At 55.3% G+C, this 15,973-nt stretch carries 15 protein-coding genes, 1 tRNA gene and 1 pseudogene; 10 read left to right on the plus strand and 7 right to left on the minus strand.

The window, feature by feature from the left end; genetic code table 11:
• Window positions 1-103: 103 nt before the first annotated feature.
• Together AC1Q6Y_RS27460 and AC1Q6Y_RS27465 are read right to left on the minus strand one after the other, a co-directional pair.
• Complete coding sequence (locus AC1Q6Y_RS27460) at window positions 104-280, minus strand: co-regulatory protein PtrA N-terminal domain-containing protein (protein ID WP_492625594.1); 177 nt, start codon at window positions 278-280, stop codon at window positions 104-106.
• A gap of 338 nt (window positions 281-618) precedes the next feature.
• A pseudogene (locus AC1Q6Y_RS27465) lies at window positions 619-768 on the minus strand (cation transporter); the annotation flags it as partial.
• Window positions 769-908: 140 nt separating this feature from the next.
• Between AC1Q6Y_RS27465 and AC1Q6Y_RS27470 the strand changes: the two are divergent.
• The 4 genes from AC1Q6Y_RS27470 to copD all read left to right on the plus strand — a co-directional run bounded on the left by AC1Q6Y_RS27470 (window position 909) and on the right by copD (window position 4,733).
• Complete coding sequence (locus tag AC1Q6Y_RS27470) at window positions 909-1,598, plus strand: heavy metal response regulator transcription factor (RefSeq protein ID WP_492625595.1); 690 nt, start codon at window positions 909-911, stop codon at window positions 1,596-1,598.
• Complete coding sequence (locus AC1Q6Y_RS27475) at window positions 1,595-2,983, plus strand: heavy metal sensor histidine kinase (protein ID WP_492625596.1); 1,389 nt, start codon at window positions 1,595-1,597, stop codon at window positions 2,981-2,983. Before AC1Q6Y_RS27470 ends, AC1Q6Y_RS27475 begins: the two co-directional genes overlap by 4 nt.
• A 424-nt stretch (window positions 2,984-3,407) precedes the next feature.
• Window positions 3,408-3,791, plus strand: coding sequence for a copper homeostasis periplasmic binding protein CopC (gene copC, locus AC1Q6Y_RS27480; RefSeq protein WP_154910261.1), 384 nt, complete (start codon window positions 3,408-3,410; stop codon window positions 3,789-3,791).
• Between the two features lie 3 nt (window positions 3,792-3,794).
• The gene (gene copD / locus AC1Q6Y_RS27485) at window positions 3,795-4,733 is read left to right on the plus strand and encodes a copper homeostasis membrane protein CopD (RefSeq protein ID WP_492625597.1); all 939 of its coding nucleotides are present in this window, start codon (window positions 3,795-3,797) and stop codon (window positions 4,731-4,733) included.
• A 283-nt stretch (window positions 4,734-5,016) separates the two neighbouring features.
• Here the strand turns inward: copD and AC1Q6Y_RS27490 are convergent, their stop codons facing one another.
• On the minus strand, window positions 5,017-5,292 hold the full coding sequence (locus tag AC1Q6Y_RS27490) for a hypothetical protein (protein ID WP_492625598.1): 276 nt from the start codon (window positions 5,290-5,292) through the stop codon (window positions 5,017-5,019).
• Window positions 5,293-5,471: 179 nt separating this feature from the next.
• Here AC1Q6Y_RS27490 and AC1Q6Y_RS27495 point away from each other — a divergent pair, with 179 nt between their 5' ends.
• The 3 genes from AC1Q6Y_RS27495 (at window position 5,472) to AC1Q6Y_RS27505 (ending at window position 8,027) form a co-directional block, all read left to right on the plus strand.
• The gene (locus AC1Q6Y_RS27495) at window positions 5,472-6,092 is read left to right on the plus strand and encodes a TlpA family protein disulfide reductase (protein ID WP_492625599.1); all 621 of its coding nucleotides are present in this window, start codon (window positions 5,472-5,474) and stop codon (window positions 6,090-6,092) included.
• A 6-nt stretch (window positions 6,093-6,098) separates the two neighbouring features.
• Window positions 6,099-6,842 carry a cytochrome c biogenesis CcdA family protein gene (locus tag AC1Q6Y_RS27500; RefSeq protein ID WP_492625600.1) on the plus strand — a complete coding sequence of 248 codons (744 nt, stop codon included), beginning with the start codon at window positions 6,099-6,101 and terminating at the stop codon, window positions 6,840-6,842.
• A 165-nt stretch (window positions 6,843-7,007) separates the two neighbouring features.
• Window positions 7,008-8,027 (plus strand): YVTN family beta-propeller repeat protein, encoded by a 1,020-nt coding sequence (locus AC1Q6Y_RS27505; protein ID WP_492625601.1) that lies wholly within the window; start codon window positions 7,008-7,010, stop codon window positions 8,025-8,027.
• 212 nt (window positions 8,028-8,239) lie between these two features.
• Here the strand turns inward: AC1Q6Y_RS27505 and dsbG are convergent, their stop codons facing one another.
• Entirely contained in the window at window positions 8,240-9,007 is a 768-nt protein-coding gene (gene dsbG, locus AC1Q6Y_RS27510; RefSeq protein WP_492625602.1) for a thiol:disulfide interchange protein DsbG, read from the minus strand.
• 317 nt (window positions 9,008-9,324) lie between these two features.
• Entirely contained in the window at window positions 9,325-10,044 is a 720-nt protein-coding gene (locus tag AC1Q6Y_RS27515; protein WP_492625603.1) for a tyrosinase family protein, read from the minus strand.
• Window positions 10,045-10,508: 464 nt separating this feature from the next.
• Here AC1Q6Y_RS27515 and AC1Q6Y_RS27520 point away from each other — a divergent pair, with 464 nt between their 5' ends.
• A complete protein-coding gene (locus tag AC1Q6Y_RS27520) occupies window positions 10,509-10,979 on the plus strand; it encodes a hypothetical protein (RefSeq protein ID WP_492625604.1) in 471 nt (156 codons plus the stop codon).
• A gap of 99 nt (window positions 10,980-11,078) precedes the next feature.
• Here the strand turns inward: AC1Q6Y_RS27520 and AC1Q6Y_RS27525 are convergent.
• Both AC1Q6Y_RS27525 and AC1Q6Y_RS27530 read right to left on the minus strand, forming a co-directional pair.
• Window positions 11,079-11,190, minus strand: a tRNA-Thr gene (locus tag AC1Q6Y_RS27525).
• Window positions 11,145-12,428, minus strand: coding sequence for a tyrosine-type recombinase/integrase (locus AC1Q6Y_RS27530; protein ID WP_492625605.1), 1,284 nt, complete (start codon window positions 12,426-12,428; stop codon window positions 11,145-11,147). The genes AC1Q6Y_RS27525 and AC1Q6Y_RS27530 overlap by 46 nt, the downstream gene beginning before the upstream one ends.
• Window positions 12,429-13,253: 825 nt before the next feature.
• Here AC1Q6Y_RS27530 and gabP point away from each other — a divergent pair.
• Window positions 13,254-14,654, plus strand: a complete 1,401-nt coding sequence (gabP, locus tag AC1Q6Y_RS27535; protein ID WP_492625606.1) for a GABA permease — start codon at window positions 13,254-13,256, stop codon at window positions 14,652-14,654.
• Window positions 14,655-14,760: 106 nt separating this feature from the next.
• Window positions 14,761-15,873, plus strand: a complete 1,113-nt coding sequence (gene gbdR / locus AC1Q6Y_RS27540; RefSeq protein WP_492625607.1) for a choline metabolism transcriptional regulator GbdR — start codon at window positions 14,761-14,763, stop codon at window positions 15,871-15,873.
• Window positions 15,874-15,973 lie beyond the last annotated feature (100 nt).

Here is a 15,973-nt window from a genome sequence, read left to right on the forward strand (position 1 = left end):
CGCCACGATCTCGACGATCAGAAGATTAGACAATCGCAGGCGTTTTCACACAGCCTGGGTCGCATCAAGACGCTCAGTATTCGGCTTGGTCGGCCGCCGTGGCTCAGCTCTTAGCTACAGGAGCTTGATCGGTTCGCTTTTGGGCAGCTTGGTACGCTTCCATTGCGTTCTTCTTTGCTGCTTCCATACAAGCGAATGTCCGGTCACCACCGCCTGAGGCCATAGCCAGAGAAGAGACGGTCAAAGCGGCAATGATCAACAGTGCTTTCATGGATTTCATTGGGGGTATCCTCGAATAAGATTTGCTTAACCCGTTGAACCCACATCAAGAGATGATTCGCGGGGGGAGTGAGCTCAAAGCTCGATGTAACTTTAAGACTCTCCCCCTGTCAGGAACCTTAGGTGAAAATTACAGTTCTGTAAGGTTTTGATTTTCTGACGATATTTTGAAAGAACAAGCGAGAGCAGGCCGCTCCCAATTGCTCAAAAATGATAGCGCTTTGATGCTTCAGTTTATGCTCGGCTAATAATTGGTCGCACAAATCCCCCCCACTGGGAGTCGTGCTCGCTAATCCGTGGAAGTGCGCTGAATATCCGACCTGAACTGTTGAAGCAGGCTTATTGGGAAGGGTTAAGTTCAACGGTGATGTGAACCAATTCCTCATGCACTGACAAGAGATCCTTGAAGTAAGCGGGCGTTGCATTTTGGTCCGTCGTCAAACTCAGGATGCAGGCATATTTCCCTTTACCTACGCGCCACACATGAACACCTCAAAGTGCTCATGCTCGAACCCTAGACAACGCTCGCTGACATCTACCTGAGCCCAATATTACTTTTCTGTCAGTTGCTGGTTGGCTGGACAGATTCGTTGCAAACTCACTCCTATCATCACTTGAGAGCCACCCCCATGAGACTTTTGGTTGCGGAAGACGAGCCAAAGATAGGTATCTATTTGCAGCAAGGCCTCACTGAGGCGGGCTTCAACGTGGATCGCTATACCAATGGTACCGAGGCCCTTCAACATGCCCTGAGCGAAGCGTATGACCTGCTGATTCTGGACGTCATGATGCCGGGTATGGACGGGTGGGAAGTACTCCGGAAGGTGCGCGCCTCCGGCAAAGATGTCCCCGTGCTTTTCCTGACCGCTCGCGACCGCGTTGAAGATCGGGTCAAGGGGCTTGAGCTCGGCGCTGATGATTACCTGATCAAACCTTTCGCATTTTCCGAATTGCTGGCACGGGTCAGAACGCTGTTGCGTCGCGGTAATAGTGTACCCACTCAATCCCACATGAGATTGGCTGATCTTGAAGTCGACCTGCTCAAGCGCAGAGCCATTCGAGGAGGTAAACGCATAGACCTCACGGCCAAGGAGTTTGCGCTGTTGGAGTTGCTGCTCCGACGCCGGGGCGAAGTGCTACCAAAATCGCTCATCGCCTCGCAAGTCTGGGACATGAACTTCGACAGCGATACCAACGTAATCGAGGTCGCGGTTAGAAGGCTCAGGGCGAAGATTGATGACGACTTTGAAGTCAAGCTGATCCAGACCGCACGTGGCATGGGCTACATGATCGACTCACCGGATACTGATTCGGAATGAACCGTCTATCCCTAACGACGCGCATGAGCCTGATGTTCATGCTTGCGGTCACGGCCGTCCTCACTGTCGCTGGGCTCAGCTTCAACCACCTCAGCCAGCACCATTTCAAAATGCTGGATCAGCAAGCCCTGACCGAAAAGCTCCAATCCACCCAGCGAATCCTGGGAGATCTGACCAGCGTCGATCAATTCAACGAGATAAAGCCCGAGTTACAGACATTGCTCGGGGCCCACCGTGATTTGACAGCCATCATCCTGGACAGTGAAGGAACATTGCTTTTCGCTGATCCAAGGCCAATCAACGTTCCACAACAGTTCCGCACGACGTCAAACAGCAATGTGTGGGAGTGGCAGGAACATGAGCAGATGTTCCGCGGGATGACGGCGGAAGCGATGATTACCGGCCAGGAGAAGCCATTTACGGTCATCTTGATCTATGACGTCACTCAGCATATGTCCTTCTTCGCGACGCTTCAGCGCTGGTTCTGGATTGGCTTGGTAATCAGTGCGCTCGTCAGTGCAGGGTTGGGGTGGATGGTTGCAAGCAGTGGTATGCGCCCAATTCGTCAGGTGACCAGGGTCGCGGCTTCGATGTCGGCTAAATCACTCAATAAACGCATTCCGTTAGCGCCCGTTCCCAAAGAGCTTCAACAATTGGTCTCGTCGTTCAACGCGATGTTGTCCCGACTGGATGATGCTTTTGTCCGGCTATCAAATTTTTCTGCGGACATTGCACACGAACTGCGTACACCAGTCAGCAATCTGATGACTCATACGGAAGTGGTCCTCTCCAGAAAACGGGACATCGAGGACTATGAAGACAATTTGTACTCGAATCTGGATGATTTGAAGCGCATGTCTCGAATGATCGACGACATGCTTTTCCTGGCAAAGTCCGACAACGGCTTAATCAAACCGAAAAGCAAGGAGATAGAGCTACAGGAGGTGGTTGGGAAACTGCTCGAGTACTACCGTCTGCTGGCAGATGAACGCAGTATCGAACTCAGTCTCTCAGGAGCCGGAAGTGTTCGAGGCGATGTGCTGATGCTGCACAGAGCCATCTCGAACCTGCTTTCGAATGCCCTGCGCTATACCCCGGAGGGACAAACCATCAGCGTGAATATCCGCCAGGATCTGAAGAGTGCAATCGTGACAGTGGAAAACCCAGGGGAGACCATTGCACCCGAGCACCTTGAAAAGCTCTTCGATCGATTCTATCGCGCTGACCCGGCACGTCGCGAAGGAAGTCCAAGTAACGCAGGGCTGGGATTAGCAATAACTCGGTCCATTATCGAAGCTCATGAAGGCAGGATCTGGTGCACTTCATCCAATGGGAAAACCGCGTTTCATATGGAGTTCCCTAGCTCCGGACTGGAACATGCGTAAATCCGGAAACGCGCAGGTAGAAGACATAGGCACTCACCACAGGCAATCAAGACGCCTCATTGGAACAAAGATTGGCGCCCCCTTGCTTCTCCTAGGAGGAGTGAGCCGCCTAGGGCTGAGGGGGCCGTCAGGAAGTCAAGGTAACGCTGATTGTGCAGGTGAAACACCGCATTGCCTGCCCTCAGCGTTGGACCAAAGAGCCACCTCTAAGCTTACTGAATTGTAATCGAACCGTCGGCGGTCATGTGGCATCGTGTCCTGGCGCAATGATGTGGCTACCTTGATCCATTACCTGGGTTCAGTGCGTACCAGGACGCGGTATTCGCTTGGTATTTGCCAGTGGTTTTGACCAGCATCGAGAAATAAAAACTAGAACTTCCCCACCAAACCTCGAACCAACAGCTTCTGCTGTGAGGAGCCCTGCATGTCTTTCTTTAAAACTACTACCGTAGCTGCTGCACTTACCGCTGGTTTGCTATTGAGCGCTATGGCCCAAGCACATCCAAAGCTCGTGTCCTCTACCCCTTCGGAAGGTTCGACCTCCGCAGCACCTTCCAAAATTGAACTGCATTTCTCGGAAAACCTCACGACCCAGTTCTCCGGTGCGAAGCTGATCATGACCGACATGCCGGGCATGCCAAACTCTCCAATGGCTGTTAAAGCGGGTGTCTCCGGGAGCGACGATCCGAAAACGATGGTCATCACGCCAACCGCTCCGCTCACCACTGGTACCTACAAGGTTGAATGGCGGGCAGTCTCTTCAGACACTCACCCGGTAACAGGCAACCTCGTTTTTAAAGTGAAATGATCCATGAGCGACTCACTCAATATCGCCGTTCGCTTCGCTCTTTACATGGACCTCATGCTGCTGTTTGGATTGGCCATTTTTGGTTTGTACAGCCTCAGGGGAAAAGAGCGAGTATCCGGCGCCGTCTTGAACTTTGAGTCGCTAGTTTTCGGCACAGTCGTTGTTGGCATACTGCTGTCTCTTACGGCCATGTTGTTACTTGCTAAGGCAATGAGTGGCGTTTCCGAATTTATGGAGCTTCAGCGTCATATCTTCGAAATGGTGCTTATGGGGACCGATGTCGGGCTCATGTGGATGGTCCGCATCGCTGCCCTTGTTTTAGCGGGTCTCGGCTTGACGCTAAACAAACGCTTTCCGGCCCTCAGCTTGTGGGTCGTTACCTTGTGCGGTGCCGTCGCGCTAGCCACCCTCGCTTGGACTGGACATGGCGCTATGGATGAAGGCGATAAGCGTTACATGCATTTCGCCAGCGACATCTTCCACATGTTGGCAGCAGGAGGCTGGCTCGGCGCCCTGGCGGCATTCGCTTTATTGCTGCGTACGAAGATACTGAATGGCGAACAAGAAGTGCGAATTCTCTCTCGAGTGCTTACCGGCTTTGAGTCAGCGGGTGCATTGATCGTAGTGAGCCTAGGTATCACCGGCGTAGTGAACTATCTGTTCATTGTCGGCCCAACACTCGATGGTATGGTGTTTAGCACTTATGGCGCGCTGCTTTGTTTGAAAATTTTACTATTTGCAGCGATGCTCGTATTAGCCACGATGAACCGTTTTCACTTGAGCCCACTTTTAGCGCGATCGATCCAGAGTGGAGAATACACTGGTGCCGTTAAGGCATTGCGGCGCAGTATGGCCCTGGAGTTCTCAATGGCAATAATCATAGTGTGCCTGGTCGCTTGGCTTGGAACCTTGAGCCCAGAGATGGATATGGGCACTGTATAGAGGGAAAAAATTCGCATACAACAGGGAGTGTCATAGCACCATCCTCAGCCCTGCTTCTGCTTGGTTTCTTTATGGGCAGCCATCTCTTTACCCTATCCGGTCGCGGTAGGGATGGCAGTTACCTGCCACCCCCCCGCACAGATCCGTACGTGCGAAACTACCGCATACGGCTCCTGCCTCGGGTGCGTGACGCGAAGCTATCCTCAGGATACGGGTGTGCATTCTTTGGGCTCGGTATGTAGTGATCTGTGAGCAACCCGAAGCGAGACCATTGCAGCCGATTTCAATGACTGCGTCGCCGAGAGCCTGACGCCAATATCGGCATATGGCCTTCCTGAAGCCACTCAACAGCTTCAAGTTTCATGGCACCGCGTGGTAATTGAAGTAACCACACACCACCCCAAGTGAGCCATTGCCCTTGAGCCCGGATGGGGTCATGACTTCGGCGCTTCAACTCATCTCGAATAGCCAGCAGCGTCACACGCATTCGCTTCTTGACCGTCAGGCGCAGTATTTGAAACCCGCCGGCCCATCCGACAATCTCATCCAACATCGCCATATCAGCCTCCCTTACCCAAGAAGCCGATTAAAGAGGTTCGCGACGAGGAATGGCAAGGGGCCACATGAACGGCGGTTAGGCACTGCTATAATCCCAATGGCAGCCTTGCCTCCCCGGTAATTGTGGCCAGCCAGCGCCGCTTCGACAGTTTAAAGCAACAGTTGCTCGTGAGGTGTGCCATGACCTGCGCTTTACCCCGCGCCACGCACCGGGCCTCAGGTTGCACTGGGCAGTCCTGGTATTTACGGACCTGCTGGCTGCCGCTGTATCTACTCCTGCCTTTGGCCGGGGTTCACCTCTCGTTCGGCGCCGAGCCAACTGCTGAAACCAGCACTCGGGCGGGGTTGATCGTCTGGGCTGAGCCCAAACCGGTAGACAATGTGAGTTTCGTCGATGGAGAGGGAAAACCACGAAGCTTGGCTGACTTCCGGGGTAAGGTGGTTCTGCTCAACCTCTGGGCCACCTGGTGCGTCCCTTGCCGTCAGGAGATGCCGACCCTGGATCGCCTCCAGACAAAACTGGGCGGCAACGACTTCCATATGGTAGCGCTATCGCTCGATCAAGGCGGACTGCAGGTGGTACAGGACTTTTACCGGGAGATCGGTATCCAGCATCTCCAAATCTACCTCGACGAGCAGATGCAAGCCCTCCAAAGTCTCGGCGCCTTCGGCTTGCCGGCCACCCTGCTGCTGGACCGCGAAGGGCGGGAAATTGGCCGCAAAACCGGTGCGGCCGAGTGGGACAGCCCGCAGGTCATTGAGTTTGTGCAGGAAGTAATGGCCTCCACAGCGAGGAAATAGTCTGTGATGAACCTTAGCGACATCGGCATCCTCAGCGCGTTTGCAGCGGGCATGATCTCGTTCCTGTCGCCCTGTGTGCTGCCCTTGGTACCAGGTTATATGTCCTTCATCGCCGGCCGCTCGGTGGATGAACTGCAGGTCCTGGAAAGCCATCGGGAGCGGCTTGCCGTGATCGGCATGAGCCTGAGCTTCGTGCTGGGCTTTTCCACCATCTTCATTGCGCTGGGGGCCAGCGCTACTGCCATCAGCCGGCTGCTGATTGCTTATCGGCAGGAGACCAACCTGGTTGGCGGCATCATCGTGATTGCCTTCGGCCTGTTCATCACCGGTCTGATCAACCCGCGTTGGCTGAATATGGACGTGCGCTTCGTCCACCAGTTCAAAGTCCACCGGCGGACCGCTGGCCGCCTATGTGTTGGGTATGGCCTTCGCCTTTGGCTGGACGCCCTGTATCGGCCCCATCCTGGGCAGCATCCTGACGCTGAGCGCTACCACCGGCCGTACGGGCGCCAGTGGCGTTGCATTGCTGTCGACCTACTCGCTCGGCCTGGGTCTCCCATTCCTGCTGACGGCCTGGTTCACCAACCATTTTCTGGCCCAGATGAAGCGTCTTCGCCGTTGGAGCCGGTCCATCCACATAGGCGCTGGTGTCATTCTGATTCTCATGGGGTCGCGATGGTGACCGGCCAATTGACCGGCTTTGCCTGGTGGTTGCTGGAGATATTTCCGGTCCTCGGCAGGATCGGCTAGCTAGCGGTACTCCTCTGGAAAATTTTTCGCGTTCAATCACCCAGTATCGAGCCTGGTAGAGATCGTTGACCGCGATCAACAAACTACTTCGCGATTGGCGCTTAGCTTGAGCATCGGTTTAGGCCTGCCTGGCTCAATACCATGTCCTTCGTTGGAGGCACCACGATGAACGCTAAGCGGTTTACCTCTCTGGCCTTAAGCATATCCCTAGGGGCACACCTGGGCCTTGCCTTGGCAAGCCCGACTGGCAGCGTCTACACCGCCAACGAGCGGGCGGCGTCCATTAGCCAGGTGGACCTCGATACCGGTGTGACCAGCACGGTCGCCTTGCCGATTTCCCCGCACAACGTGCAGGTTTCACCCGACGGCAGCTTGCTTTTGGTTGTTGGGATATCCGGTCATGCCGGACATTCGAGTGGTGAAAAGGCCAGTGGACAGTTGCTGGTATTCAGTACCACCGCTCTGGATAGACCGCAGTTCAGCCTGCCGGCAGGCGATCACCCGGCTCATGTGGTCACCGACGCCACTGGGCAGCGCGCCTTTGTTACCGATTCTGCCGCCAATCGGGTGCGGGTCTTCGACCTCAAACAGCGGGTCGAACTACCTGGCATTCCGACTGGGCGCTACCCCCATGGGCTGCGCTTGAGCCCCGATGGCCAAACACTCTACGTCGCCAATATGCGCAGCGATAGCGTATCGCTTATCGACGTCGCCACACTCAAGGAGACTGCGCAAATTCCAGTGGGTAAAGGTCCTGTCCAAGTGGGCTTTGCCCCCGACGGCCACCTGGCGTTCGTGTCGCTCAGTACCGCGAACCAGCTTGGCATCATCGACACAGCCAGGCGCGAGGTGATCGGCAAGGTTGATGTGGGCCGTACGCCGATCCAGATGATGGCCACCGTTGACGGTCGCCAGGTCTATGTCGCGAACCAAGGCAGTGGCCAGAACCCGGACGATCGAGTCTCCATCGTCGATCCCCAAACGCGCAGCAGCATTGGCACTGTGACCACCGGCCGGGGCGCCCATGGTGTGGCCATCAGCACGGATGGCGCTTATGTGTTTGTCAGCAATATTGAAGCGGGCACCGTATCCGTAATTGATACGAAGAGCCGTAAGGTCGTCGGTACACACAAGGTCGGCGCTGGCCCGAACGGGATCAGCTACAAGCCGCCGAAAGCCGAATAGCCCTTCGATATGCCGTGGGGGATGGCACCAAAACTAAGTCTTGAAGCATGGATCGGGTCGTTTGAACGACGTTCGAGCGACCTGACTACGACTCAACCTATACCGGAAACTTCCAAGACGAACATAACGGGCCTCTCATGCTAGAGCGGCATCTCTTGCCGCACATGCAGCTTCGACCTTGACATGATAGGAAGGTCAACCCCGGCTGGGGTTTATTCCGGCCCCAGAAGCTCCGACATGACCTGAGCTGGTCGTAAGCCTTTCTGCATTTGCAGGCGGCCCATTGAATCGCGATAGACGATCGTGGGCGTTGACTCGCTGCCCAGCCCAGTCATCAGCGCAAGATTGGCGTCGAGTTGCTCCTGAACATTGCTGGGCACCGTTTCCAGAGCCTTGAGTAAGCTCCCGCCACCGGCCACCTCATGCTGTTTCAGCGCGGCTTCTGGTTGCTTGTCTGTCAACAGCGCCGCGGACTTGCCGGCACTGTCGGGACTGAGCAGGCCCACCATGATGTGGCGCAACTGAACCTTACCGGACTCAACCCACGGGCGCGCCTGGTGCCAGAACTTATTGCAGTAGGGACAGTTCGGATCATCGAACATGTAGACGATGCGTGGGGCATCCTTGCGCCCATCGGCAATCCAGATGCTCTTTTCCAAGCGTGCCCACACCTCCTTGGCCATCGGTTCGTAGATCAGACGCTCCAGCGTTGCACCCGTCAGATCCTCACCCTGGGCATCGAACAGGGTGCCAATCAGGACGTGCTGGCCATCGGCTGTGAGGTACAGAGCCAGCCCTTGCCCGTTATAGCGCGCGGCATAGCCTCGCAGACCACCGGGTGCCGTGAACTCGCCCACGATGGTGGCTCCGCGAGCCTCAAACGCTTTGATGGGCGCTGGCAACTCCTCCGCCTGCGTAACCGAGACGAGCAGTGAGCTGACAAGGGCGAGCAACAGGGGGAGGTACTTGTGGCGCAACATGGCTGAGGGCTCTCTCGCGCAGAATCGCCAGGGCCCCCGCGAGTATCACGGGGATATCTCACCAATCAGGTACGACCTGGCGATTGGTCACACCCGGTATCTTCGCGCCGCTTGCAGAGACTTGGTAGCGGACCGGTTTAGTCAATGTTAGTACGCCGCAGGCGCATGGACGACTCTCCCTGCACAAGCCCAGAGGCGCAAACACGACTGACGGAAATCAACTTAAAGCCGTCGGTCTCATCTGTCGGCAAACCATGGTCAATGCATCCGAACCCTCGTCGATCAGAATTTGGGATTCGACGTCGCCGTACATCTAGCTACTCATAGGAGTAGCCAAGCGTATTGATGCTCAGTAGTGAGGAGATTTTCACGCCAAATGGGATACCGACATCCATATTGACAGGCTTTAGAACCTGGCTAGGCGTTGGTGGTTTTTTCCCATTCGGACTCGCTTGCCAATTAGCCCAAGTCATGTCGATAAATGCATGATGCAACCAAAACAAAGGGTCGGTGGGTGAACTGGAGCCTGCCATATCCCCTCCAACAGCATTATGCGTCCCCCCATGCACTGCGCCCTCAAGCAGCGTTTGAAATCCAGTGAAAGTACCTTGATAAGTTTTAACAGCGGCCAAATCGGCGGCAGCACCGAGCTTCGAAGCGTCCCAGTGGCGAGGTGTCACTGACCAGCGCGCGAGAAGGCTGGGATCAGCCAATGCAGTCGGTATGCTGCGGTCGGTAATGGAGTCCCAATAGGGTATTGAAACAGCTGGGTCGATGGTCTGAATGCGCGCCTCAAAGAGTTTCAAGAATCGCCTGTGCCAGCTAAGGAAGTTCTTTCCTGGCATCCATACCCCACTCATTCGCATAGTGTGGACACTCCAATCCATGTGGGCCATGTTCATGGCATCGACGTGAAGTGATACGAATCGGCGATATGCAGGAGCCGATGCCCCTGCGCCATGCATGGCATCGATGGCGGAAATCAGCGTGTCCCATTCCGTCGCGGTCAGGTTCTTCTGATTCTTTCGGATACCCATGACATTCTCCTTGAAGTGGAAACACCGTGGACAGAATGGTCAATCTGCTTGATCAGTCCAGTAGCAGAGTGAGCGTAGCTAGTCATCTGCCACTCCTTCACTGAATCGACGAGCTGTAACAGACGGACGCCTGTGATTTCTCAGGCGAAATCGACAAGCAGCTATTGGCCGGATTCTGCCTCATGCGAAGGGCAGCTTTGGGTTGCAGACATTCGATGGTTAAGGCAGTCGCTACATCTTACTGTTCGTCCAGTTCGAATTCGACCGGGCACGCCACCTGGGCGCTTTCAGGCCTAGGCACCGATCAATCGCCTATCCTGTAGGTATGCGTTCTGGTTTCATTATCAGACCTAGCTGGGGGCATGGCTGGCCGCGGGGGGCGTCTCGCTAAAATTAGCGATCAAGGCTCCAGCGGCCACTGAGCCTTTCTTCAATACTGATTAGAGTGATTTCGAGGCCCAAAAATGGCCAGACAGCAAGCGGGAACGCGAAAGGAACCTGACACCTCGATCAACTCCAAGGTTGAGGCGATGCAGGCGACGAAGCTGGTTTTGATGCCGACACGCAAGCTTGAACCCCGAGCGCGGCAAATTTTCGAGATGATCGTGAGCATGCGGCCGGCGACCATGTGGGGGCCCTATGACCTGCAATTGGCGACGGACTTGGCCGAGATCAATGCCCGGATCGAGTGGACTCAAGAGGTGTTAACGGTCGAAGGTGATGTGCTGACCACTCGACTCGGTACGCCAATCATCAATCCTCGGGCGACCCACTGCGGCAACCTCAAGCGCCAGGCTGTTACGTTGGTGCGGGCGTTGGGGCTTTCGGCAGGTGAACGGCACTTGGGGGATGAACCGAACCGCAAACATGCGGGCAAGCAAATGGAGTTGCAACAGGCCTCACGCGATGCCGAAGGCGATCCATTACTGGCTTGAGCATGAACATAAGGCAAATGCGTTTACCCCTCTGTTTACCCCTAAGCCAGAAATGAAAAATCCAAACCTGAAAAGATTGGGCTAAATCATTGAATAATATGGTCGGGACGGAGTGATTCGAACACTCGACCCCTAGCACACCATGCTAGCAATAACTGCCCGACATCAGCGGGGATGAGTAAGAAGCGGTGCCTCATTGATCGCCATCCCACTGACTTGTACTTCCTGTATGCCACACACATATCGTGACCAGTGATCCATTAACATTTGCCGCTTGCCGAAAAGATCTCCACGGCGATACGCCGCCTCCACTGCACTCTCTACCGCGTGCGCCAGTGCCTGCTCACAAACCTCTCGCGGAAAGTGGGTGACCTCACTCGCCCAATCCCTAAAAGTCGAGCGGAATCCGTGGGTCGTGAGGTCGTTGCGCTTCATTCGACGCAAGACCATCAACATCGCCATATTGCTCAGCGGTCTCCCTCTTCGAGCACCAGGAAACAGATGATGGTTCCCCTTTACACGTGGGAGAGCGATCAGTAGATCACACGCCGCTTGTGACAAAGGAACCCGGTGCTCTTTCCCTGCTTTCATTCGCGACGCTGGAATGGTCCAAATCCCTGCCACGAGATCAACCTCCGCCCAGGTAGCCTCAAGCACTTCGCTGGTTCGGCAGGCTGTCAGAATGGTGAAGCGCAGGGCTTTGGAGCTCAGATCTTCTGCTTTCTCAAGAGTTTCCATAAATGCTGGAAGCTCGACCCATGGCATGGCTGAATGGTGTTTTACAGCGCGAACTTTTAAGCGAGGCGGCAAAAGCTTGTCCAAGTGGCCCCGCCATCGAGCGGGATTTTCACCCTCGCGCAGCCCTTTGGCCTTTGCTGCATCAAGGACCACTTCGATTCGGTTTCGCAACCGGCTGGCGGTTTCAGGTTTGACTGTCCAAATCGGCTTGAGGATTGTCAGCACATGCTCAACGCTTACCTCTTGGGTAGGAAGATCACCTATGAGCTTGAACGCATAAGTAGCCAACGTATTTTCCCACTGCTGAGCATGCTTGGCATTTTTCCAGCCCGCCCTGTGGACAGCAATATAGTCGAGAGCAACGTCTTTGAACGGGGTAGCCTTGGCTATCGCGATGGCCTGAACTAAACGCTCGGCCTCTTGTTCCAACCGTTGTCGCTCCACCCCTTCATCCCGACTGGTGAGAGGATCAACGCCTGATCTGCTCAGCTTTCTGGCCTCTGCTGCTTTCTCACGAGCTTTCGCGAGACTGACTTCAGGGGTCCCGCCCAGGCCCATGTCTCGGCTTTTGCCGGCAATCTTGTAGCGAAAGATCCAACTGGCACCTCCGGAGCGGCCGACTTTCAAATAGAGGCCGTCGCCATCATTGGTCATTCCAGGCAACCCGGCCCTGATGATTTTCTCCACGGTTTTTGTCGTCAGTGATGCCATCAGTCACCTCCTATTGAAAGGATGACGACTCAATGTAGATGAGTCTCAGCCCATACTCCAGCCCATACCTTGGCCCCTGGCTTTCCGTGGTTGCGCCCGGAACATACAAGACACAAAACTTCATAACTGACTGTTTTTGCGGTTGTTTTTCGCACAAAATAAAACATCAGTGGACGTCAATGAACATCAAAACAGAAGACATCGCCTCCGCCATCTTTATACGACAAAGCCCTGATTTTTCAGGGCTTTGTCGTTTCTGGGGTTTGGGAATCGGTGCTGCTTTTCAGAGCCGTTACAAAACCATTTGGTAACCCCTCGACCAAGCTGAAAGCGCCGCTATAGGGAAAAGGTCGCCAGCTGACCTTCTTGACCGGCAGTAAACGGCTGTGGATTCAGCCGGTCGCGACAGGCAGTAATCATCCAATCCGCTCTTCCCGGAGAGATCTCGCGGCCCTCGGCCCGAAACCTTCTCGGCCGCTTAAACCTTCCAGGCAATCCCCATCCGTTGCTGCTTTAGCAGAATCCTCAAAAAAACAAAACGACTCCACCTGGCCAATTCGTGACCGATTGGTATTCGCTGTGAACGCTAAGTTGGCACGTGTCGATATCAGGCAAGGAGGCGGCGTGGACAGGTAACTGAATTATCGAACAAGCCGGGTAAGGTGGCGCCTCTTTTCATGGAAATAACCACATCGCGACGATGGGTTTGATAAGTACGGCAGCGTTTGAAGGGTGCCACTTTCAGGAAGCGGCAGCAGGAAACGATGATGATCCGTTGCCCCCATCAATTCGCTTAAATGTCGATCAGCAGAGAAAAAAAACCCGATGATTAGCCCGAGCTCCAAGGATTCGAATGGCCAATTGGCACAGGGCTTCAAGCCTCGTCACGTAACAATGCTGTCAATCGCCGGGATTATCGGCGCCGGTTTATTCGTTGGCTCAGGACATGCCATTGCAGCTGCTGGCCCGGCCGTCCTGCTGGCCTACCTATTCTCAGGCCTGCTTGTCGTTCTGGTCATGCGCATGCTCGGTGAAATGGCGGTGGCCAACCCGGACACAGGCTCGTTCTCCACCTATGCCGACCAGGCAATAGGTCGTTGGGCAGGCTTCACCATCGGTTGGCTGTACTGGTGGTTCTGGGTACTGGTGATCCCTATCGAAGCACTGGCCGCCGGCCATGTGTTGAACCAGTGGTTTCCCCAGATCGATGCCTGGCTGTTCGCCCTGGTGTCGATCATTGCGTTGGTGATCACCAATCTGTTCAGTGTCTCCAAGTACGGCGAATTCGAATTCTGGTTCGCCATGGCCAAGGTGGTGGCGATCATCGGTTTCATCGGCGTGGGTTTTGCCGTGTTGATGGGCTGGGTGCCCGATCGGGAAGTCAGCGGCTTGAGCGGACTGATGGCCGAGCATGGCGGATTTGCCCCCAACGGCCTGTCGGCGGTAGTCGGCGCTTTCATCACCATCATGTTCAGTTTCATTGGTACTGAAGCGGTCACCATCGCCGCCGCCGAATCCGACAATCCCTCGCAGAACATCGCCAAGGCCACGCGTTCGGTGATTTGGCGCATCGGCGTGTTCTACCTGTTGTCGATTTTCGTGGTCATCTCCGTGGTGCCCTGGAACGATCCGCTGCTCGCCCAGGTAGGCTCCTACCAGCGGGCACTGGAGATCATGAACATTCCCCACGCCAAGTTCATGGTGGACGTGGTGGTGCTGATCGCCGTGGCCAGTTGCATGAACTCCTCGATCTACATTGCTTCGCGCATGCTGTACTCGCTGGGTCGTCGTGGCGATGCGCCGAAGGCGCTGAAGGCGACCTCCTCCGAGGGCGTGCCGCGTGCAGCAGTCATCACCAGCACCGTGCTGGGCGCGGCGATCACCGTGTGGAGCTACTTCATGCCCGCCGGGCTGTTTAACTTCCTGCTGGCCAGCTCCGGCGCGATTGCCTTGCTGGTGTACCTGGCCATTGCGGTGTCGCAACTGCGCATGCGCCGGATGTTGCGTCGGCAGAACGTTGAGCTGACCTTTCGCATGTGGCTGTTTCCATGGCTGACGTGGCTGGTGATTGCGTTCATTTGCGCAGCGCTGGCAGTCATGATGATCACCCCGGAGCACCGTACCGAAGTCAGCACAACCATTGGCCTGGCGCTGGCGATTTCCTTTATCGGCCTTGTTACGTCCCGTCACCCTGCGCAGGCTGCCAGGGTGACGTCAGTGGGATAAACCAAGGAGGCATTTGCACCAAACCTACTCCCTACGCCAAGGCTGGGGAGTATTACCAGCTCCTGCGTCTCAGGCCGTAATTGCTCTCTGTGAGGACATGACCACGATGTCATCGAACTCCACCGTATCCGACGGTACGACTCAATCCGTTGGTTTTCTGCTGTTGGATAAATTCACACTTATTTCCCTGGCGTCCGCAGTAGAGCCACTGCGCATGGCCAATCAGTTGTCGGGACGAGAGCTATATCGCTGGCATACGTTCAGCCCCGATGGAGAGCCTGTCTGGGCCAGTGACGGCGTGCCGATCACTCCGGATGCTTCGTGGAACAATCCATTAGTGGCGGACACTGTAATCGTGTGCGGTGGTGTTGGAATCCAGAACGTGATTACCCGCGAGCACATTACCTGGCTGCAAGCCTTGGCGCGTCAATCCAGACGGTTGGGAGGTGTGTGCACCGGCAGCTGGGCGCTCGCCAAAGCCGGGCTGCTCGACGGCTACGAGTGCAGCGTGCATTGGGAATTCTTGGCTGCCATGCAGGAAGCTTTCCCGCGAGTCAGTATCAGCGCGAGTCTCTTCACCCTCGACCGAAACCGTTTCACCAGTTCGGGCGGCACCGCGCCGCTGGACATGATGCTGCACCTGATTGGTCGCGATCATGGTCGTGAACTATCCGCAGCCATCTCTGAGATGTTTGTTTACGAGCGCATACGCAACGAACAGGACCATCAGCGGGTTCCGCTCAGGCATGTGCTGGGAACTCATCAGCCTAAGCTGCAGGAGATCGTCGCGTTGATGGAAGCCAATCTCGAGGAACCGATCGACCTGGATAACCTTGCAGAATACGTTGATCTGTCACGTCGACAGCTGGAACGGCTATTTCAGAAATACCTTCACTGTACGCCGTCACGCTACTACTTAAGGTTACGTCTTATTCGAGCGCGACAACTGCTTAAGCAAACATCATTGTCGATCATTGAGCTGGCGTACGTATGCGGTTTCGTGTCCACACCACACTTTTCCAAGTGCTATCGCGAGTACTTTGGTGTTCCACCTAGCGACGAGCGTTCCGGCTCTGAAATGAGTCGCAAACCGGCAACGCTCGCGACTACGCAGCAGTCATCAACTAAACAACTGACAGCGCTCGACCAGGCACGAAACGAATCGACTTTTGCCAGTGTTCGAATGATTGATCGTTTCGACTTGGCGCAATCGTGCTGACAGGACGTCCCTGCCGCCCCATTCATCCGTAGTGCATGGGTTTACTCAATAAGATCACGCAGGAGATTTGACGTGCACATTGGTGTTCCTCTCGAAACCC

The sequence above is a fragment of the Pseudomonas sp. GW823-FHT06E10 genome, from assembly GCF_058794995.1.